16 protein-coding genes are annotated in these 22,556 nt (G+C 44.5%); 13 read left to right on the top strand and 3 right to left on the bottom strand.

Annotated features, from left to right (window positions below; genetic code table 11):
* Nucleotides 1-5 precede the first annotated feature (5 nt).
* The 3 genes from GGD38_RS01935 (at nt 6) to GGD38_RS01925 (ending at nt 4,165) form a co-directional block, all read left to right on the top strand.
* The gene (locus GGD38_RS01935; protein WP_375299715.1) at nt 6-902 is read left to right on the top strand and encodes a LysR family transcriptional regulator; all 897 of its coding nucleotides are present in this window, start codon (nt 6-8) and stop codon (nt 900-902) included.
* Nucleotides 903-952: 50 nt separating this feature from the next.
* Entirely contained in the window at nt 953-3,169 is a 2,217-nt protein-coding gene (locus GGD38_RS01930; RefSeq protein ID WP_375299716.1) for a histidine kinase dimerization/phosphoacceptor domain -containing protein, read from the top strand.
* A gap of 90 nt (nt 3,170-3,259) precedes the next feature.
* A complete protein-coding gene (locus GGD38_RS01925) occupies nt 3,260-4,165 on the top strand; it encodes an alpha/beta fold hydrolase (protein ID WP_375299717.1) in 906 nt (301 codons plus the stop codon).
* A gap of 64 nt (nt 4,166-4,229) precedes the next feature.
* Here GGD38_RS01925 and GGD38_RS01920 read toward each other — a convergent pair whose 3' ends face one another.
* Together GGD38_RS01920 and GGD38_RS01915 are read right to left on the bottom strand one after the other, a co-directional pair.
* A complete protein-coding gene (locus GGD38_RS01920) occupies nt 4,230-4,706 on the bottom strand; it encodes a hypothetical protein (RefSeq protein WP_375299718.1) in 477 nt (158 codons plus the stop codon).
* A gap of 80 nt (nt 4,707-4,786) precedes the next feature.
* A complete protein-coding gene (locus GGD38_RS01915) occupies nt 4,787-5,416 on the bottom strand; it encodes a helix-turn-helix transcriptional regulator (protein WP_375299719.1) in 630 nt (209 codons plus the stop codon).
* Between the two features lie 105 nt (nt 5,417-5,521).
* Here GGD38_RS01915 and GGD38_RS01910 point away from each other — a divergent pair, with 105 nt between their 5' ends.
* On the top strand, nt 5,522-6,148 hold the full coding sequence (locus tag GGD38_RS01910) for a superoxide dismutase (protein WP_375299720.1): 627 nt from the start codon (nt 5,522-5,524) through the stop codon (nt 6,146-6,148).
* An 11-nt stretch (nt 6,149-6,159) separates the two neighbouring features.
* Nucleotides 6,160-6,714 carry an NADPH-dependent FMN reductase gene (locus GGD38_RS01905; RefSeq protein WP_375299721.1) on the top strand — a complete coding sequence of 185 codons (555 nt, stop codon included), beginning with the start codon at nt 6,160-6,162 and terminating at the stop codon, nt 6,712-6,714.
* Here the strand turns inward: GGD38_RS01905 and GGD38_RS01900 are convergent.
* Entirely contained in the window at nt 6,706-7,275 is a 570-nt protein-coding gene (locus GGD38_RS01900; protein WP_375299722.1) for a M23 family metallopeptidase, read from the bottom strand. The genes GGD38_RS01905 and GGD38_RS01900 overlap by 9 nt on opposite strands.
* A 469-nt stretch (nt 7,276-7,744) precedes the next feature.
* Here GGD38_RS01900 and GGD38_RS01895 point away from each other — a divergent pair, with 469 nt between their 5' ends.
* From GGD38_RS01895 to GGD38_RS01860, 8 genes are all read left to right on the top strand, one after another.
* Nucleotides 7,745-8,293 (top strand): hypothetical protein, encoded by a 549-nt coding sequence (locus GGD38_RS01895; RefSeq protein WP_375299723.1) that lies wholly within the window; start codon nt 7,745-7,747, stop codon nt 8,291-8,293.
* 228 nt (nt 8,294-8,521) lie between these two features.
* Nucleotides 8,522-10,093 (top strand): family 43 glycosylhydrolase, encoded by a 1,572-nt coding sequence (locus tag GGD38_RS01890; protein ID WP_375299724.1) that lies wholly within the window; start codon nt 8,522-8,524, stop codon nt 10,091-10,093.
* 38 nt (nt 10,094-10,131) lie between these two features.
* Nucleotides 10,132-11,673, top strand: coding sequence for a fasciclin domain-containing protein (locus GGD38_RS01885; RefSeq protein ID WP_375303764.1), 1,542 nt, complete (start codon nt 10,132-10,134; stop codon nt 11,671-11,673).
* A gap of 23 nt (nt 11,674-11,696) precedes the next feature.
* Nucleotides 11,697-14,987, top strand: a complete 3,291-nt coding sequence (locus GGD38_RS01880; RefSeq protein WP_375303763.1) for a SusC/RagA family TonB-linked outer membrane protein — start codon at nt 11,697-11,699, stop codon at nt 14,985-14,987.
* A gap of 3 nt (nt 14,988-14,990) precedes the next feature.
* Nucleotides 14,991-16,454, top strand: a complete 1,464-nt coding sequence (locus GGD38_RS01875) for a RagB/SusD family nutrient uptake outer membrane protein (RefSeq protein ID WP_375299727.1) — start codon at nt 14,991-14,993, stop codon at nt 16,452-16,454.
* A gap of 8 nt (nt 16,455-16,462) precedes the next feature.
* The gene (locus tag GGD38_RS01870) at nt 16,463-17,914 is read left to right on the top strand and encodes a fasciclin domain-containing protein (RefSeq protein WP_375299728.1); all 1,452 of its coding nucleotides are present in this window, start codon (nt 16,463-16,465) and stop codon (nt 17,912-17,914) included.
* A gap of 26 nt (nt 17,915-17,940) precedes the next feature.
* Nucleotides 17,941-20,865: a SusC/RagA family TonB-linked outer membrane protein gene (locus tag GGD38_RS01865; protein WP_375299729.1), complete on the top strand. Its 2,925-nt coding sequence runs from the start codon at nt 17,941-17,943 to the stop codon at nt 20,863-20,865.
* Between the two features lie 37 nt (nt 20,866-20,902).
* On the top strand, nt 20,903-22,474 hold the full coding sequence (locus tag GGD38_RS01860; RefSeq protein WP_375299730.1) for a RagB/SusD family nutrient uptake outer membrane protein: 1,572 nt from the start codon (nt 20,903-20,905) through the stop codon (nt 22,472-22,474).
* The last annotated feature ends 82 nt before the right edge of the window (nt 22,475-22,556 follow it).

Below are 22,556 nucleotides of genomic sequence, written 5' to 3'. Positions count from 1 at the left end.
AAGCCATGTTGAATCTGGAATGGTTCAGGACCTTTAAAGCAGTTTATGAGACGGGAAACCTGTCTACGGCGGCACAGTTGCTCTTTATTTCACAGCCCGGCGTGAGCGTTCATCTAAACTCTTTGGAAGCTTATACCGGATACCGTTTGTTTGAAAGGGTAACAAAGAAGATGGTACCTACCGAGCGGGGCACTATCCTGTATAATTGTATAATAGACCCTATAAACAAATTGGAGGCGGCAGAGGAATTGTTCCATAGGAATTCCAAAGTAGAGAAGCCGACCCTTGGAGTAGGCATGGGGTTCGAGATCTTTAAATACACCCTCGAAGCGCACCTGGCGCAATTGCCTTTTAACCTGGTGTTACGATTTGGCGAGTATCATCAAATACTGCATGAACTTGACACGGGAAAGCTTGATCTGATATTGACTCCGCAAAGAGGACAACAGCGCAACCTGGAATATATACCGTTTACAAAGGAACGTATCGTTTTGATCTGTGGCAGTGAAACAGATACAGAACAATTTGATAAACTTGTATTGGCCGATGAAAGAATGGCAATCAGGCAATGGCTGAAAGAGCAGATCTGGTACACTACGGCGGCCGACATGGAACACCTGCGACGTTTTTGGATGGCAAATTTCGATTGCCTGCCAGATCTTAAACCCAACTATATTGTTCCTTATTTCTCTTCTATTCTACGTTGTTTAAGTAATGGCAAAGGCTTCGCAGTGATACCCGATTTTCTTGCCAAAAAAGAAATTGCGCTTAAATCAGTAAAGCTGGCCTGGGAGGGAAGTCCACACGTAGAAAATATCCTGCATTTCGGCAAACGGAAAAAGTCGGCATATTCCAATGAGATCAGGCAACTGGAACAAATATTGACCAGTAACTGGTTTTAATGACAATTACCTGTCTGCGCACGTATCTTGCATTCTTAAACTGCATTCTCATGCGCCTCCTGTTATTCCTTATCATCACCTTAGCAGTTGGTTCGGCTGCTGCCCAGGATTTCACTCAGGGCCAGGCCGACTCACTCAGGCAGGTGCTGGCCAAAACCAACAATGTACATACTCGAATTAAAACATTGATACACCTTGCCGAGTACCACATTTGGAAGAAGGGTGAATTGGCAATAGACCTCGACAGTGCCAATACCTGTTTAACCGAGGCTGAAAGGCTAAATAGAACGGTGCAGTCGACAGCACTGGCCGGCCATCATTTGCTCATGAAAGGGTTTATGCTAACGGAGAAAGGTAAAAGAAAAGAAGGTCAAACAGCCGTTGAGCAATCTATTCCCTTATTGCAAAAAAGCAATAGCCAACGTTTGCTGGGTCTTGCTTATTTCGAGCTACAGGCCTATTTCGATTATTCACATGCTGAGCAACGCAAGGAGCGCATACGCATTACAGGGCTTGCTGTACTGGCTTTTCACCAGGCAGGTGATAAACTGCTGGAAGGGTGGGCGCTTACTACGCTTGGCGATCTCTATAGCATACAGGAAGAATATGCAGAATCAAATGGATATCTTTTGCAGGCTGTGACTGTGTATAATGCCATTGGCCATAAGAAATTGCAGGATGTATATGAACTCCTTGGCAGGAATTGTAATAATCAGGGCGATTATAAGCATGCGTTCGAATATGCATTACTTGCATTGAAAGCTGTAAAGGCAACCAACGATTCAACTATGCAGGTGGCTACTATTAACAACCTGCTTGGCTCGTTATACAGAAGTGCCAGCCGGGTAGAGATCGGTATCGGTTATTACCAGGAAGGGCTGGCTGTTGCTTTGCGGCATAACGATGGCGCCAATGCATTACTAATGGTGTATATCCTTGGCCGTACTTACCTCGACGTTAATCAACCCCGCAAAGCCCTCGATCTGTTAAATGCGCTTCCCAAAGGCTTGCTCGACTCTTCCAATGCCAAGGTAAATGCCTTGTTGGGAATGATATACATGGGAGCGTACCATGCTGAGAAGCAACTAAAAAAAGCGCATAAATATTCCGTCATCCTGGAGAAGCTGACAGAAGGGAACACATTGGCTGCGGAATGGGCCAACCAGGTTTGTATAGCATTGGTAAGGTATTATTTGAAAGAACATGATATTGCCAAAGCGCGCCTGTACCTGAATAAATGTATGGCCGTATCACTGTTGCCCACCTCTCCCGAGTGGGTTTCGCGGTATGATATCAGTTATAGGGTTGATTCGGCCGAAGGAAATTATAAGGCTGCTTTTTACGATCTGCTCAAATACAAAACGCTGAACGATTCATTGCACGATGATGTTAAGACCCGCCAGTTCCAGCAGTTGGACGTAGAATTCGAAACCTCCAAGAAGGCGGATTCCATTTCTTTGCTTACGCAAAAGACAAACCTTCAGTCTACCAACCTGCGCCAGGCCCACCTGATCCGCAACATCACTATGGTAGGTATTATACTCGCCCTTGCTGTTATTGGTTTGCTTTACCGGCAATACCAGCTTAAGCAGCGGAACAATAAAACTATGGCCGTGAAAAATGAGCGCCTTGAACACCTCGTCACGGAAAAGGAGTGGTTGCTACAGGAAGTGAACCACCGCGTTAAAAATAATTTGCAGACCATCGTAAGCCTTCTTGAACTACAGTCAGATTCCCTTACTGGTGATGCACATTTTGCGTTACAAACCAGCCAGAACAGGATATACGCCACGTCTCTCCTTTATCAAAAACTTTACAGAACAGAGAACCTGTCTTCCGTTAATATGAAAGTGTATCTCACCGAACTTGTGCAATATTTGCAGGAAGCACTTGGTAATACCACCTCTGTGGCTGTTACAATGAATATTGAACCTATTGAGCTCGATGTTTCGCAGGGAGTGCCCCTTGGACTGATGGTAAATGAAATAATCACTAATTCATTCAAGTATGCATTTGATAAAACTATTCCGTACCCCGAAATTGATGTAGCCTTTTCAATCAGCCAGGGTATAGCCAGTCTTATCATCAAAGACAATGGAACAGGCTTTCCAGATGCTGACGAAAACAATTTTGGCATGGGTTTAAAACTGGTGAAGGGGCTGGCAGAAAGTATAAAAGGAGAAACAAGCATAGTTGCAAGCAACGGTACCGTTGTACAGGTAAGGTTCCTGCCGCAAGGTTCACTCGCATCGGGAATGCACTATTAAAAAACAAACCGTATCTATTAAATATGTAAATGAAAGATCAGGGTTGAAGGGATAGTTTTGCGCATCAATAAAAATAATTGACCCCCATAAATGAAAAAAGCATATTTCCTTTCAGTAGTGCTAACGCTTACACTCATGCAACTGTTTGCTCAAAACAGTTACGTTATTACTATGCCCGATAGCGTAAAGCTTCATGTAAATGAATATGGCGAAGGAATGCCGGTGGTATTATTGGGTGGTGGCCCTGGCTTTAATCCCAATTACCTTGTACCCATTTGCCAGCAAATGCCTGGTTACCGTTTTATCATTCCACACCAACGTGGCTCAGGTAAATCCATAATGAATAAAGTTGATTCAATAAACATGTCTACAAACAAACATGTAGAAGACCTGGAAGCGTTAAGAATTCATTTGAAATTGTCAAAGTTGATCATTGCCGGGCATTCATGGGGCGGCATGCTGGGCTTCGCTTACGCAGCTAAATATCCTGAAAAAGTTGACCGGTTGATTTTGCTGGGGTCGGGGGGCATTAGTTCTAAATTCTTCGCTTATTTCAATTCCAATATCAATATGCGTCTTCACAAAGAAGATAAAGAAGAAGGAAAAAATGCCACTGGTATTTTAGCTCATATGATACGTATTTGGCCGGGATACTTTTACAGTCGGGAACGGGCGGTCGCTACAAGAAATCTATTTGATAGTACCTTTACCAACCCCAATTATTCAGATGTTTCTAAGTTTGCCCTGAAGAGTTATATAGCCACAGAAACTACCAGAATTAAAAATATAAGAAAATATAAGAACCCGGTTATTGTTATCCAGGGAAGGCAGGATCCTGTAGGTGAATCTACAGTTTACGAAACCAAAGATATCTTGCCGCAAACCCAAATCAATTTTATTGAAAAATGCGGACATCTACCCTGGCTTGAAGAGGATAAAGCGGTCACTGAATTTTACCGTCTTTTGCGTTCAGCTTTGGAGAAAAACGTACGATAAATGAAGTGCCCCCAATACATTACGGGGGCATTTTTTTAGTTCATGGTCTGCGGTGAGAGGCACCTCATTTTTGTTTCAGCATCATTTTCAATCTAAACATCTGGATGGTAAGTCCGGTTAAGTACAATACCAACAACACCTTTAATGAGTTTTGTACAATGGGCGATGTAGGGCCGTCGGCAAGTGGGTGCCCTATTGGCAAACGCGATAAAGTTTCATTTACTGCCGGCACCAGGGAAAGGAAAACAGTGGTAGATGTACAAAATAGCACAACGTATTGAGAGATGGGGTTCTTCTTCTTACCTAACAACCAGGCTACTCCCAATAATAAAAGTATTAAAATAGCAAGTGCATGACCCGGATTAAAGTGCCCGCTGCTGGAAAGTCCAAAAGAAGAAACGCAGGCAATAACTGTTAATATACCATACTGTTTTCCCAATTTTGAAAATGGGTTTATAGCTCCGTCTTTTGATAAACTAACTGCTGCAACTAACAGGGCAACAACTGAAATAACTGTATGTGCAATACCTAAGATGCTCATAAATTGTATTTGTTTGAGCATCAAAAGTCTTTTTAAAATTCAGATCAAATTTTCACTTAAGTGAAAAACCAGCCGATTTTTTATAGCGCAGTGGAGCTGATGCGGTAAGCGCATCTTCTTGCGCCGGATAATAAATGTTCGGTCCTTTCTACACTATATTCTTTACCCAGCAGTTGCCTGAAATTATTCAGTTCTGCATTACAAAATCCCTGGCATTCGGTTGCCGCTGCACAAATGGGGCAGTGATTTTCTATCAGCAAATACGAGTCGCCATCCCGGCTCCATTCTGCCATATAACCTTCCTGTTCTCTTATTGCGGCAAGTGCAGCTACGCGTTCAGGTAAAGTATGAGCGGCCTCCATGGCCTGCTTATAGCGTTGATAGGTCTGCTGCTCGCGGTCCTTTATCAATGTATCCAGCGCATCATTACCCAACAGGTTTTTAACGGATTGTAATAACTGTACGGTAAGATCAGCATGGGTATTGGGGAATTTTTCAATTCCCTTATCTGTTAGGAGATAAGATGTATTGGGACGGCCAACACCGCTGCTTTTAATAACCGTATCAACAAGCCCCAGTTCGGCCAGTTTTACCAAATGCTGCCGGGCGCCTTCCTTGGTCATCGAAAGCGCTTCCGCAATTACAGCAGCAGACGCTTCGCCCCGCTGTTTCAATAAAAACAAGATCCTGTCAGATGCACTTTGTTTCATATTTGTCTTCCTCTGATGACAAAATTAAATAAATAAAACAACTATTTGCTTGTTTTATTAAAATGCTTTGTAGATTGCCAACTAATTACTTGGTAAATTAATATTATGAAGCACACATTGCCGGCATTACCATATGCTTATGAAGCATTGGAGCCACATTTCGACCAGGAAACCATGCGTATACATCATCAGCGCCACCACCAGGCATACATCGATAACCTTAATAAAGCACTGGACGGAACCGATGCTGCATTAAAACCACTGGAACAGATCCTTGCTAAGATCAGTGAGTATTCAGTGGCTGTACGCAACAATGCGGGTGGTCATTATAACCACTCTCTGTTTTGGTTAACGCTTTCGCCCAATCCTAAAACTGCCCCCGAAGGTAAACTGGCCCAGGCCATCAATGAAACCTTTGGCAGTTTAGAGGAGCTGAAGGAACTGATAAAAAAGACGGGACTTGGCCAGTTTGGCTCTGGCTGGGTTTGGCTTTTTGTAAAATACAACGGATCGCTTGGCGTGGCTGGTACGCCCAACCAGGATAATCCGCTTATGGATGTAAACCTTACCAACCGCGGTATTCCGGTTATGGGCATCGACGTTTGGGAACATGCTTACTACCTGAAATATCAGAATAAGCGTGCTGATTTCATAGATGCTTTTTGGAAGGTGGTTGACTGGGATGTGATAAGCCAGAACTATGAGAAGGCATTGAACAGTGTAGGCAAATAATTGAACTAAGAATGAAAGCAATGATCTTTAACGGAGCGCTGGAACGGCGTCCGCATTCAACGGCAGGGCGACTGTGTGAACACGTTGCCAATAAGCTTAGCGCCAGGGGGGTAGAAAGTATGGAGTTCAATATTGCCGAATCGGGCATTCCGCTTTTTGATGTAACCATGAACAAAGTTCCGGCAGGCGCTGAACTGATGAACCGTATGTTTCGGGAAGCCGATGTGCATATTTGGTTGGCGCCACTCTATCATGGTAGTATACCCGGCGTTATGAAGAATTGCCTCGATTGGCTCGAACTAAGCGCAAAAGAAGCAACGCCCTACCTTACAGGAAAAACTATTGCGTTGGTTTGCTGGGCCGATGGGGTACAGGCCATGCAGGGAATAAATGCCATGGACGCAGTGGCTAAAGCACTCCGCGCCTGGACGCTGCCTTATAGTCTCCCCATTCAGCGGCCCGAGCTTTTTGATGAGCAGGGGAACGTTAGCGCAAAATATGAGCAGCGATTCGATCTTCTTTTACAACTGTTGGTAAAAGGAAAGCCGCTTCCGGCCCTATTTTGATATGGTAGTCAATAAGTCTTTGTAAGGATTAAATGGCCTGGGATATCCCAGGCTATCTAATTTAAGCTGCATAAAATGAAGATGGGTGGGTGATCTTTTCTTGTATGCATTCAAACCACTTCGCCCAACCTGCGCAATTACCTGACCCGGCTTAACTATGTCGCACAAATGAACTAAAATTTCACTATTGTGCGCATAGTAAAAAAAGCTGTTGGTTGATGGTTGATAAATGTAAATATATTTACCGCCGCGCAAATTACTAGATGTGTCCCAGCTTGATGCTGCTGCAACCACAATACCGTCTGTCATTGACAGCACGTTTACCGGTTTTTTGGTTTTATCATCAAGACAGTCCTGGTTTTTATCATTGATAAAAATATCATGTGCCGGATGTCCGCCATGTTTGTTGCCATCAAAAAAATCGTATCCCGATGCAAAGTATCCTTCTCCTTTTGTTCCACCGATAGCTTTGTGATCATAGTTCTGAAGTGGAAATGTGCAGGTTGTTTTGGGATAATCTCGACCGCCGTGTTCATAATAGTATTTTCTTATCAGGGGCATCAGCTCCTGTATTCTTTTTAACGCCTCCTTTTTTGAAATTAAGCCATCACGAACTTTAGTATTTAGAGAATTATAATCTGTACAAACGTCATTCAATGACAGTTTGGGAGAAGGATTGTTTACCTGATTCAGACAAATTGAAAACATTGCAATGGAGAAAAGCCAAAACTTAGTCATAGTTCTTTATAGATTCGATATTTGTTTTTGGGATTTGAAGTTAGCCCAAATTTCTTATCAGGCTAAACTGATTTTATTTAGAAATACCTGTTCGCTCAATTTATACTAAAGCGCACCTGGATCTGTTTAAAGGGATGGCTTAGCCGGCGACTGATGAAAACCGAAGAAAATGGTGATAAAATGATTCGAAGCACTACTACTGCAGTTCAAACCTCTTTTTAATCAATTGGCCCGAATTGACAGGTGTCCGTTATAGCCGGTGATTATTTTCGCGGCACAAATACAAAATGAAATGAAAAGTTTGTCCCTTGCACTTGTAGTATGCTTTCTGTTCGCTCAAAACCATTTATTCGCACAATCATCAAACAGCGCCGGTTTTACCGATGTGAATGGCGTTAATTTCCTGAATGCCGGCATTGGGCTTGGAACTTATGGCCTGTATGGAACCGGCGGCTTACCGGTAACTGCTTCGTTTGAACACGGCTTTAGCAAAAACATAAGCGCTGGTATTGGTTTTGGCTTTGTACAACGCAAATATTATCACGATTGGAAATACACCTATCTTATGTTTCAGGTAAGAGGTTCATACCATTTTAGCGAATTGCTTGATCTTGATAATCCAAAACTGGATGTGTATGGTGGCACCGGACTTATATACAGGCACTATAAGTTAAAATATGATGAAAGAGGTACTACCTATGATTATAAATCTTCGGGCGGCTCGGTTACCATTGATCTGCATGCCGGTGGTCGCTATATGTTTAACGATCATATAGGGGGGTATGCCGAAGTAGGATATGGTATTTCTCCTTTACAACTCGGTGTATCGTTTAAATTCTAAACAGGTTCTCTAAAATACCGCAAAAATAAAGGGCTGTCTCAAAATAATTTTTGGGCGGCCCTTTTCATTTTCGGTATAGCCGGTAGCATTAATGTAACCCACATATACATATGTATTATCAATTTAAAGCATGGGACAAATCAACAAAAAGTTGAACAGTTTATACTGCGCCTATTCTTTTATTTTGAACTGCCATCTTCCTGCTTATTCACCACTAACGATTGCTTTATGAGAGAAGAATTATTTATTACAGCTGGTGCGGCCATTGCAATACTTGCGGCTGCCTGCTTAAAGACCCACTCCGACAGTCTTACAACTGTTAATGAACTAATACCCAAACAAACAAGAGTTGCGACGGCAGATGCCGCCCCGCCATTAGGTACCCTGGTAGATAGCGCCGTTTATCGTATCCGCGGTTTATCATCATTACCCGGTGGCCCGGTAGTTGAAGTTACCGGCAACTCCACCGCCGATGCTGCCAAAATTCAGCAATGGTCGTGGTTTCCCAATAACGGGCAAAAATGGAAACTTATAAAAACCGACGCCACTTACTATAAGCTGGTGAATGTAACCAGTAACAAATGCCTGCAATCGCCCTCCGTCACTTCCGGTGATATTTTAACACAGGGTACCGATAATGCGACTGATGCGCAACGTTGGTCAATCAGCTATTCTGGTAGCAGCAATGTATTTTCCCTGGTAAATAAAGCCACAGGAATGAAAATGGTAGTAGATCCTGATGATAGTACGCCGGGCAGAAAGATAAGGCAGGTAAGCAGCGTAACAGGCACGCAGGACCTTTTTGAATTCCGCAATCTCAATTTCCAGAACCCGTTGGTCAATGCCAGCCGGCCCGATCCGTACGTTGCACAAAAAGACGGATACTATTATTTCCTTTCTACCAAGGGCAACAGGATCACCATTACAAAAACGCCCTCCATGTCGTTATTGGCGGCCATGACAGAAAAGACGGTTTGGACGCCACCTGCCGGTACAGATCATTCCTCGAATATCTGGGCGCCCGAATTACATTTCCTCTCTGGCAAGTGGTATATTTATTTTGCTGCTAACGATGGCGGTGATGATAGTCACCGCATGTTTGTACTGGAGAATCCCAATACCGATCCTACCACCGGAACATGGACGTACAAAGGAAAAATATTCGATTCAAGTGATCAGTGGGCCATCGATGGTTCGGTACTTACCATTGGCTCTCAAAATTATTTCATCTGGTCGGGTTGGGAAAATGTAGCTACTAAATACAAACAATATATTTACCTGGCCACCATGTCGAACCCCTGGACGATCAGCGGTGCCCGTGTTAAAATATCTTCACCTACCAATACCTGGGAGAAATGGGAACCTAATTCCCAGGGCGCCGGTGTTAACGAAGGCCCCATTATGCTGCAAAAAGATGCCAACAGCCCGGTATTCATAATATACTCCGCCAGCCGTTACAGCAGCGACAATTACTGCCTGGCGCAAATACAATTAAAAAGCGGCGGCAATCCCACTGTAGCCGCCGACTGGATCAATAAAAAGCAGGTGTTTGTAAGAAACGATGCCAACTCGGTTTACGGACCAGGGCACAACGGCTTTTTTACCAGTAGTTATACCGATGGTAACGGTGCATTGCATACGGAGAACTGGTTTGTATACCATGCACGTAGCGTAGCTGCCACTACCAATGGAGCCCGGTCGCCAAGAATGCAGAAGCTAACCTGGAATGCAGATGGATCGCCAAACTTTGGTACCGCTGCGGCTACAGGTGTAAATACGGCCATTCCTATAGGCGACTGATCACAAACTCTTAGCTATCACCTTAAGTCTGTTTCTTAATGTTTACAATAATTTTTAAACGGAAGTTTGAAAGCTTCAATGGGCTTCTTTTGCCTGTACTTTTTGCTGTTTTGCTTTTCGGTTGTAAAAAAGGCTATGACAAGTATTGGTCTAAAGAGAATCCCAAAACCGGCTTTATATACGACAAAGTAAAAAACGATCCCAATTTCACCACCTTCGCTGCCGGTTTAGAGCGGGCCGACCTGGTAAAGTATGTGAATGTGTCAGGTTTGTATACGGTGTTTGCTCCCACCAATGAGGCCTTTGAAAAGTATTTCCAGAAAATGGGATACAGCTCTATCAACGACGTTCCTGTGAACACGTTATTCTTTATTCTCAGCTACCACATAGCCAATAATATGTGGTATTACTATGATTTCAGGACCCGGTTTATTACTTCGCAAAAAGTTACTTATATAACAAGGAACAACAAGTTCCTGAATATAGATGTATCTGCCACCGACGTTTTTAAAGTAAATGGAATTTCTGTTATCAGCAGCCTGCAGGACCTGGATGCAGAAAATGGCGTGATCCATGGAATTGGTGAAGTGTTGGTACCGCTGCCAAATGCTGAGCAACTCTTAGCTGCAGAATTTTCGAACAGTACGTTTTACCGCATGATGCAAAATTTGGCCAGTAAGCAATACGACCGCTTCAATAGTTACGATAGCGACCGCGATGGCAAAATTGATTCGGTATTCTATACTTATTATCCGCTGTTGCCAGCTATTAACACATCACTTGAATATGTTTCCAATTCAGCGCCTGAAAGCCAGGGTGGCGATCCCGTGTTCACAACGTTTTTGATACCCGATAATGATGTAATGAATACTATACTGGCTCCGGTACTTCCCGGATTTGAGAATGATGTTAAAAAGCTGCCAAGGTTATATGTACAGGCATTTCTTGAATCATATTTTATAAAGGATAGCATTGTATTATCGCAGGACCTTATAGCACGCCCCAAAGTGCTGATGTCTGTTAATGGAGAAATAGTGCCTGCTCTTTCCGCCGATAAATTGGTGACCAAAGACAAGCGGGCCAGCAATGGAGTGGTGCATGTTATCAATACTTCGTTTCCCCCGTCAGACAAATTGAAAAGCGCCATTGGCGGCATTATGACCAATCCCGAGTTTACCGATTTTGTGGAAGCCATACAATCGGCGAACTTATTGGCCGCCTATACGGCCACTTCAAAAGCCGCTACCTTTTTTGCGCCCACCAATGTGGCTTTTGCCAATGCAGGCATTAACGTAAGAAAAAAGACGCTGAACGGTGTGCAGCTCACGGATGCGCAGTTTATCAATATTGTAAAACACCATGTAATAAGTTCCAATAACGCCCGAAGTGCATTAACAGGATCTAAAACTACCGATTATGCCAACAATTCACTTGCTTTTACAACGGCCAATAATATAGTATCGGTTAAAAGCAGTGGCGGTATAGTGGCAGAAGTAGGTGCTGAATACCGCGGTGCAGCAGGCGTTACCAACGGTTACGTGTACAGGATTGAAACCGTGTTGATGCCTGCGTCATACTGATAAAGCCCTAAACTTTTGCCTTTATGAAGAAACAAATGCACATTACCTACAGGTTCTTTTTTCTGCTTACGCTCATCGCTTTCCCCTGGCATGAGCTTATAGCCCAAAGCAGCGCACCCATCGTTATTAAAGGAAAGATCACCGAATCGCCTTCAGGCGCCGGACTGCCGAGTGTTACGCTGGTTGAATTAAATGAAAACAACCGGCAGATCAATGCAACAGCCTCCGATGCCAACGGAAACTATACCATCCGCATCTCCAGTACAAAACATCAATTGCGGTTTTCCTACATAGGCTTTGAAACGCAAACGTTGGCTGTAAACGACAAAACGGTCATTAACGTACAGCTAAAGCCGAAGAAAAAGGAAGAAATGGATGAGGTGATCGTGATCTCCAATATAAAAGATAATATTCAAACCGGTTTTGGGTCAATGCGGGCCCGCGATAAAGTAGGCGCCATCACCTCACTAAAAGCCGATGTGCTGGCCGAACAACCGGCTACATCCATCGATCAAATGATACAGGGCCGGGCAGCGGGTGTTATGGTCATCAATGGCTCAGGCGACCCCGGTAGCGGTGTCGATATCCGCATTCGCGGCGCAGGTTCTATGTCGGCAGGCAATAGTCCTTTATATGTAATAGATGGCGTGCCTATTATTTCAACGCCGTTCGAGAATGCCGCAAACTTCGACCCCGCCAATACCAACTTCAGCCAGGTGGCACAGGTAAACCCCATTGCCGATTTAAACCCCAATGATATTGAACGCATCGATTTTTTGAAAGATGCCAATGCCACTGCCATCTATGGCGCCCGCGCGGCTAACGGTGTTATTGTTATAACCACCAAACGCGGCAAAATGCGGGCGGCAAATATTTCACTCAATACACAGTTCAGCATGCAGCAGGCACCGCCTGATATTCCTGTGCTGGATGGCCCCAGTTATAAGGTAATGCGATTGGAAGGAGAGCAAAACAGGAATAACATCAACCCCAATAACTCCGATCTCCGGTTACTGGTTGATGATCCTACACTGCCTACTTATCAATACTTTCAAAACAACACCAACTGGATAAAAGAGATCAGGCAAACCGGTTTTTCCCAAATGTATAACCTGTCGGTAGGCGGTGGCGGCGAAACCATGCGCTACAACTTTAGTACCTCCTATAGTAATAGGACCGGTTCGTTCAAAAATACAGGTAACGACAGGTACACCGGAAGGTTTAACCTCGATTACAATGTGTCTGATAAACTGCGGTTTGGCGCAAACGTTTCTTTTGCCCGCAGTAAGGTGAGTAACTATGCTAACTATGGCTATGGTAATCCGTACCTTAATTCGCTTACCCGCTCCACCGCTTTACCGGTGTACGATATAGATGCCGATGGCAACATCCTGCCCAGTTATGCTGCCCTGCCAGGTTTTCATAACGAAGGCGACAATCCGGTTGCACAGGCATTGCTGGTAACCAACGATGCCTTTAGTACCAACCTGAAACCGAATGTATATGGCGAGTTAGACATTTTAAAGGGTTTGAAATTCAGAAGTAATGCTTCACTTGATTTTGTGGGTGAAAAAGGCTTTTTGTTTTTGCCACCCGAAGCAACAGGCGAAGTGTTTACCCATAGGAATTTTAACCGGTTAGACTCACGCGAATTTGAGCGCATGCAAATGATCGTAGATAACCTGCTCACCTATTCGCGCGCCGTACTTAAAAATTCAAAACTCTCCTTTTTAATAGGGAATACGTTCAATAAATTCAATTCAAACGAACTGCGCATTTATGCCAACGGCACTGCCTCTGATCAGTTGCAGGTGCTCAATGCAGCTGCCAATACCAGACAGTTAAAATCATCGCGGCAAACAGAGACCATTGTATCGGTATTTGGTAAGGCCGACTTCATATACAATGATAAATACGGTGTAAATGTTACCGTTCGCCGTGATGGCTCATCAAAATTCGGCGCAGGAAATAAATATGCCAACTTTCCTTCAGCCGGCGTTTTCTGGCGTCTTTCAAGTGAACCATTTCTTGAACATGTAAAAGCCATTTCCGATCTGAAACTTCGTTTTGCCTGGGGGCAGAATGGGAACAGCGGCATTCCCAATTATGCGTTCATCAGCACCTTTACTTCGGGCGATAATTATAGCGGTTTAAACGGGGTGAGTTTAAGATCGCCGGCATTGAATAACCTTCGCTGGGAAACAAATGAAACCATCAACCTTGGTCTTGATATGGAATTGTTTAAAAGCCGGCTCACCATTACCACCGAAGCCTATGTGCGCACTACCAAAGATCTGTTGTACAGGTATACCATTCCCTCCTCCTCAGGGCTCGAAACAGGCGATAAGTCTGTAAGCAATCCAACGGTACTGGGCAACCTGGGTAATATAGAGAATAAAGGCGTTGAGCTCGATATCAGTTACGATGCCATAAAAGGGAAAAAGCCCGGTTCATTCAGATGGAACGTGTCATTTAACCTGGGCCTCAACCGCAACAAAGTAACCAGCTTACCAGGCGGTACCATTACCACGCCCGATGCCGCTTACCGCAACTTTACCTCACAGGTGAAGGAGGGTGATCCGCTGGGTACTTACTATGGGTTGATCTTTAATGGCGTTTATGCAAGAGATATGGATGCGGCGGTACATGATATAAACGGCAATGTAGTGTACGAACTGGATGGTGTTACACCACGCCTTATGCGCATTGGCAGTGAAACCGGTGATGTATACAAGGGCGGTGATGCCATTTACGAAGATTTTAACCACGATGGTATCATTAACAACCAGGACCGTGTGAAAATAGGCGATGCCAATGCTTTGTTTTTTGGCGGCCTCAATAACTCGTTCGATTATAAAAATTTTGGCCTCCGCTTTTTTATTCAGTACCAGTACGGAAATGACGTTATTAACGGAATGCGCTTTGAGCTGGAGAACATGATGTACACCAATAACGCTGCTACTTCGGTACTGAAAAGATGGCGCAAACAAGGCGATATAACTGATATGCCAAGGGCGCTTCGTAACGATAACCGCAACAATATGGCCAGTACCCGGTGGGTAGAAGATGGTTCTTATGCGCGGATTAAATATGTTACCATCAGTTACAGGCTTAACAAATCGCTGTTGGCGAAACTTAAAAAGATCAAAGACCTGAGTACATTTTTTACAACCACCAATGTATTTACCTGGACCAACTACACCGGCGCCGATCCCGAAATTGGTTTGGGCAGCAGTCCGAGTTTTATTGGTGTGGACAGGGGCCTTACACCACAATCAAAATCCTATACCCTTGGCATCAATATCAAATTTTAAGTGATGAACAAATTAAATAGCATATCATATAGGTTGCAGATAACCGGCATGCTGGTATTGATGCTGGTACTGTTTGTTGGGTGTACAAAATTCCTGGAGCAGGACCCGGAAGACTCGTTAACGGAACAGGAGTTCTTCCGCAGCGAAGAAGATGCCAATGCAGCCATCGTTTCGGTATACGATCAGTTACAGGATTGTGTAGAAAAGTTTTTGGTATGGGGTGAAGCAAGGGCTGACCTCGTTTCGCCCATCACCCGTAAAAACGACCAAACCTGGTTGTATGAACTTACTTACCCCAACGATCTTTGGGCGCTCAGGTGGGGCGATGTATACCAGGTAATTGGTTCGGCCAATACGGTAATTGCCAAGGTGCCGCCGATCACTAAACTCGATAGCCGGCTTACACAACAGGAAAGTGATATCATCGTTGCCGAAGCGCATTTCTTACGGGCGCTGGCTTACTTTTATTTGGTTAGAACTTTTGGCGATGTGCCGTTGGTGCTGGAACCGCCACTTCATGATGAAGTTAATTTTAAAGTACCCAAGTCAACCGCGGAAGAGGTGCTTGCTGCCATTGAAACGGACCTTCAGGCAGCAGAGCAAAATGTACCGGTTCAATATGAAACCAATCTTAAAACAAGAGGCCGCGCTACCAAAGGTGCCGTGTATGCATTGCTGGCCGATGTTTACTTATGGCAGGCCAAGTACCGGGAAGCTGCTATTGCTGCCAAAAAAGTAATAGACAATAAAGCGCTTTATAGTTTAGTGCCCGGCGCCAACTGGTTCGATATATTTTCTCTTCGCAATTCAACAGAAGGGATTTTTGAAGTGCAGTTCGATTACCTGTTGCGGGAAACAAACAGCCTGGGTTATGCTTCGGAACGTTTTATAGTTAACCCCAATCATTTAAAGTTGTACGAAGATGCCAATGCGCCCGACGAAGTACGTGGGTTGGAGGCAAGCTATAATTCAAATACAAACGGACGAACGTACTGGAAATATGTTGGTCTTAGCACCCTGGACCTGCGTCGCTCGGCCGACGATGCCAACTTCATTATTTACCGGTTGGCCGATGTAATGTTGATGCGGGCCGAAGCCCTTAGTCACCTCGAAGATGCCGATAAAGCCGAAGCTGTTGAACTCATCAATGCAGTACGTTCCCGTGCTAATTTGCCCATCTACGACATTAACCTTATAAGCACCGATACCAATTCACTTGTTGATCTTATTTTATTGGAACGGTCGCTGGAGCTGGCCATGGAAGGTAAACGCTGGTACGACCTTGTACGAATTGGCAAAAATGGAAGACCTGAATTGCTTATTGATAAAATAGTAACAAGCCGGCTGGTGTCGGAGCGGGCGTTGGCAAAAGCGCGGGTGGCCGATCCGCGGTCATGGTTCCTGCCCATTCATATAAATGAGCTGGCTGCCAATCCCAACCTCTCACAAAATCCCTTCTATAAATAAGTATAGCCATGAAATTTTTAAATCACATACTCCTGGTTATCCTCGTGAGTGTAGCGGCCGGTTGCAACAAACATGAAGATACTTCCTACCAGGAAAAGGACCGGTTGTACCAAATGATGGATATGCTGCGGGCCGATACCTCGCTCAGTATAACCGTAGAAGCGCTTGACAAAGCCCGGTTGAGCGGAACGCTCAATACATACGGGCCGTTTACCCTTTTTGCACCCGATAACAACGCCTTCAGAAGTTACCTGAAGAATGTAGGGAAAGCAGGTATAGCCGATTTTACCAGTGAAGAAATTACCACGCTGATGGTATATCACATTTTGGGCGCCCGTTTGCGGTCGGCCGATTTTATTCCCGGTCCGCAGTCTGTGAGTACCGGCCGGGGCGATTATATAGCGCTTGATATTTCAAAAGGTACAAAAACACAAGCGCTGGCTAACGGCAAAGCCCGGTTGTATGAAACCGATATAGAATACAGCAATGGTTTGGTGCACAAGATGGATGCCGTTCTCGATCCACCCATCCTTACCATTGGTGCTTTTTTGCAGCAAAATCCGCAATACAGTGTGCTTAAGGGCGGATTACAACGGGCAGGGTTAATGGATACACTGCTGGCGCTAAACAATGCACAGGGTGAAAAGATAAGGCTTACCCTTTTCGCCGAAACGAATGAGGTGTTGGCAGCCGCCGGTATCACCACGTTCGACAATATGCCCATCGATGAGTTAAAAGACCTGATGTTGTATCACCTGGTGCCCGGCAGTTCATTTACGGCACAGTATGCCGGGTTAACAGCTGCTGTTGCGGCAATAGGCGTTGTAGAACGTTGGGATAATACCTTAAGTACGTTGTCGCCTGATAGTCATATTTATTACGATATGGCTGGTCAAAAACCGGTGAACAGTGCCATCGACTTTAGGGGTTCAGATATCCTGATGAAGAACGGGGTATTACATAACCTCGATAAACATATGGTGTTTAGTTCGGCCGTTCCCAGAACGCAGATCACGCATGTGTTTACCGAAAACGTGAATTACCTGTATGGCGTTGCTGGTATATCACCAACGGCGCCGCCCATCTTCAGTACGGCCGCTGGCAGGTTCCGGTATTTTGCCGAAACCAGTCATCCCCGTGCCGGCGCAACGGTATTATATATTGAGCCGGATTCAAAAGATGATTCATTGATATCGATTGTAAAGAATGTAAGGAAGGGTAAGTATAAAATTTCCATCAACTATAAGAACGGCAACCGGGGCGATCTGCAATTGATGTATGGGAATGATAAAATAGGGCCCGTTAAAAATTACGGCGCCGGTACCACCTTTTATCAGAATATGGAACTGGGCATCTATGAATTTACAACCGGTGGCGATAAGCGATTCAAATTTGTATCACAGGCTTCTAAACTGGCGGCTGTTGTATTGGATGTGATGATCTTAACACCCGTCAATTGAATCAATGCACTTTTTAACGATTGTATATGTTTAAAATAAACCCCCATTCAGCGGTTGTTGCTGTATGTATACTAAGCCTGCTTTGCCTGAGCAACAAGGTGAATGCACAAAAGAAAAAGGCCGATGAAATAAAGCCTGATGTAAATCCAATTCTTATTCCAATACCATCGTCGGAACCCAAAGTAGAATTAGGGTATCTGCGGGTTAAAAAAAGCAATGTGTCTGCTGCGGTATCGGTGGTAGGCGAAAAAAGCATCGATGAATTAATGGCTGTTTCAATTGATGCGCTGCTGCAGGGACAGGCTGCGGGTATGCAGGTTACCAATGTGTCGGGTGCGCCGGGTTCGGGGGCATTAACAACCATTAGGGGCGCATCAACTTTACATGCAGGCACATTGCCTTTATATATCGTGGATGGCATACCGGTAAAAACATACCGGTTTATAAATCCTTTGGGAAGGAATGTAGACAATAATCCGCTGGCCGATATCAACCCCGGCGACATTGCATCTATAACAGTTTTAAAAGATGCGCAGGCCACTGCACTCTATGGAATGCGGGGCGCCAACGGTGTTGTTGTTGTGACCACCACAGGCGGCACCGCCGGAAAAACCTACCTCGATTTTTCGGCCTATAGCGGTATTATAAGCGCGCCCAAACAGCTTGCTGTTTTAAATGCTGACGAATATCGTGACTACATAATCGAAAAGGAAACGGCACGCGGGTTAAGCCAAAGCGAAATTACAAATGGGGTAGGGCGCTACCTGCTGATGATGACCCCGGAGAACCAGTTACAACGCTACAATAACAACACCAAATGGCAGAATGAGGTATTGGGAAATGGAGCTATCAATAATTACCACCTTAGGCTTAGGGGTGGCGATGCGGTTGCCAAATATTCACTGAGCGTTGGTTATACCAACCAGGCCGGCGCCATTGATAATTCAAAGTATGAGCGCTTTACTGCCCGCTTTAACCTCGATTATAAAGTGAACCGGCGGTTAACCATTTTAAATACCATTGCCTATTCACATGGCGCGCGGAACGTGGTGGATGAAGGAAATGTTCCTGAAACCAATCCGCTTTACCTGGCAACGCTGAAAAGCCCGGTGTTAACGGTTTGGAGCCAGGATGCCGAAGGTACTAACCTGAGTTCGGTAGACAGTGCCGATTATGCAGGCAAGAACAATCCCTATGCGGTGGTGAATAAGATGAAGAATATAAATAGTTCAAACCGAATTATGGCCGGCATTACCGGACAATATATTTTATCTCCGTTTCTCACCATAAGCTCAGGCATATACGCCGATTACATTCGGTTAAATGAAACCAGGTTCAGACCGGGTGCAGGTTTTATGCCCGAAGAAGAGATCATTCGCTCGGCATCGGAAAATAACAGCAACGAGCTTATGCTGTTAAATGAGAACAGTCTTCAGTATAACAGGACCTTTGAAAAACATTCGCTCAATGTTTTTGTGGGCAATGCAGTTCAAACTACTTCGCAACGTAATGAATTTGCCATGGCCATCAACTCTCCTTCCGATGAATTTACGAGTATCAGCGCCACCGATCCGCAACTGATAGATTCTATTTCCAGCTATGAACCCGATTGGCGGCTTATGAGTTTCTTTACGGGCGCCAATTACGCCTATAAAGAAAGATACTTATTGGGAGCTAATATACGGGCAGACGGATCATCGCGGTTTGCCAAAGGAAAACAATGGGGTTATTTCCCTTCGGTATCTGCCGGCTGGCGAATAAGTGCAGAACCCTTCTTTAAAGCCAAAAAGATCATAAACGAGCTGAAACTAAGAGTTAGCTATGGACTTACCGGAAACCAGGAAGTAGGGTATAATGGCGCATACAATGCGCTTGTACCTGCCATTTATAAAAACCAGCCGGGTGTACGCCTGGGCGCTTTAGGCAATCCTGATTTTACCTGGGAAAAAACACGCCAGTTCAATGCAGGTATCGATGTGTTGTTATTGAAGCGCATTTCCTTCACTGCCGATTTTTATATAAAGAACACAAACGACCTGTTGAATTATAGAAAGCTGGCCGGCACCACGGGCTTTGATAGTTATGTGGTCAATGATGGATCGGTTAAAAATACCGGGGTAGAACTAACGGTATCAGGTAAAGTACTGAAGAAAAAATTGGGCTGGCAAACCCAGTTAACCGTCGCGTTCAACAAAAACAAAATAACCAGCTATCCGCAGGGCGAAGACCCTACAGAGAATTATGGCTACTACCAAACCTCCGCTGCGCCTGGGAGTGCTATAGGCGCCTTTTGGGGGTATAATGCTTTAGGTGTTTATAGCTCAACAGACGAAGTGCAGGTGAAGAATGGTGTCAACAATGTACATCCGTTTCAGGGCGGTGATATTGTTTTTGAAGATGTAGATCAGAATGGTGTTATTGACGAAGGCGATATGAAGGTGATAGGGAACAGCAATCCCGACTTCTTTGGCGGCTTTTCAAACACTTTTTCCTACAAAAATTTCGACCTGAATATTTTCGTTGATTTTGCATTGGGAAGGGAAGTGTACAATGCGCAACGCGCCTCTTTGGAAGCAATGACCAATTACGATAACCAGTCGGTAAAAATAAATGATCGCTGGCGTAGTAACGGCGATGTAAGCACTATGCCCCGGTTTTTACACAACGACCCGGTAGGCAACACGCGGTTCTCGAGCCGTTGGATAGAAAATGGTTCCTATTTACGGGCCAAAGCAATTACAATAGGATATAATATTCCAACAAAAGAAACCCGTAAGGCCTTTAAGAACGCAAGAATTCTTTTAACCGCACAAAATCTGTTCTCTGTTACTAAATACAAAGGGTATGGGGCCGAGGTGGGCAGCATTACCAACCCGGTTACTTATAGCATCGATTACGGAAACGTTCCGCAGTTAAGGGCTTTTGTAGCAGGCATACAGGTAGGGTTTTAATATTGGCATCAGCATTTTTTCAATTGAAAGCAGTTATATGAAAACATATTTGTTATTGGTTGGGTTGGCTTTAATAATGCTCGCAGGCCAATCGTGCAACAAATTCCTTGATGTTAAACCAAAAGATATAGTAATAGATAAAGACTTTTTTAAAGACTTTTACGATGCAGATTATGCGCTTAGGGGTGCTTATGCCGGTTTGCAGCCATTGATTGAATCTATGTTTGTAACCGGTGAAATGCGGGCCGACTTTGTAAAACCGGGACCGGGCGTTGACACAAATTTGCTGGAGCTGGCGGAACATCGCGTTACTGCCACTAATAAGTATACGAACTGGAAGGTGTATTACGATCTTATTAATCGCGCCAATTACCTCATTAAGTATATTCCGCGGGTACCGAATGATGCTATTAATTTTACCGAAGATAATGCCCGCCAGTATGTAGGTGAAGCTTTATTTCTGCGGGCGTTTGCCTATTTTTACCTGGTAAGAAACTTCAGCCACGTACCGTTGGTGTTAACCCCAACAGACAGCATCCAAAATATAGAATATTTACCGCCCTCGCCTGAGAATGTGATCTTAGATACACTGGAAGCCAATTTAACTGCGGCGCTTACTATGGTAAAAGATGTGATCTTAATAAGGCAACCCAATTTAAACCTGGCCGAAAGTCCCGATGGCCGCCGTACAAGAGGCGTTACCGGAAATGTGAACTGCCTGCTGGCCGATATTTACCTGTGGCGGCATAAGTATGAGCCCGCTAATGCAGCTATTCAGAAAATATATAACCTGGGTAAACATAATCTGTATGGCAGTGCAGCCGCAGCTAACTTCTTTGATATCTTCTATGCAACCGATCATGTGTCGGAACCTATTTTTCACATCAACTTCAATTATAATTTCAGGGAAACGCATCCCATGATGATGCTTACTTCCGATGATGCGGCATGGGGCGGAAAATATATGATTGCACCCGCCGATAATATAGCGGGCTATTGGGACAATAAATTGGTACAATCGGGCGACACGCTTCGTTTAGTGGGTGATGTGCGTGGCTTTGGCGCTGCCTGGGTGGGCACCAGGCCTTATTATAATGACTTTTATAGTGGAAATAAAGTGATTTGGAAATACCTGGGCCTTGGCAGGATATTACCATCGAAACTGGCCATTATGCCGCCTATAAGACAGCCATATAGAAGTGATGCTATATGGCAGGGCTATCGCTTTGCAGAAGTGATATTGATGAAAGCGGAGGCTTTAAATAGAATGGGCGATAAGGCCGGCGCCATTACACAGGTGAACAGGATCAGATCGCGATACGGCGCAATTGATGTTATTCCCGTTACCGTAAATTCAACCACAGAGCAAATAGAAGATTATATTTTTAAAGAACGGGCAAGAGAACTGGCTTTTGAAGGAAAGCGCTGGTTCGATCTGTTAAGACTGGCAAGGCGCGGCCGCCCTGAAATACTTAAAGAGGCTATTAAAACGCGTATGGGTATTGTAAGGTATAATGCGCTGAACATGGAGAGCAAATTAGCTGATGCTGCCAATTGGTATTTACCATTTAATGCCGAAGAAGTTAAACTGAATCCATACCTGAGATGACAGTTACAAACCGGCAATGGCGGCGGCTGGCATCAGTTTGCTCACTAAGTAAATCCACCAACCGGGGATTTGACTACTTTTT

The sequence above is a fragment of the Niastella sp. OAS944 genome, from assembly GCA_024809215.1.
GTDB lineage: Bacteria > Bacteroidota > Bacteroidia > Chitinophagales > Chitinophagaceae > Niastella.
Note: the sequence above shows the minus strand (reverse complement) of the source record. Positions and strands in the feature narration are given on the sequence as shown.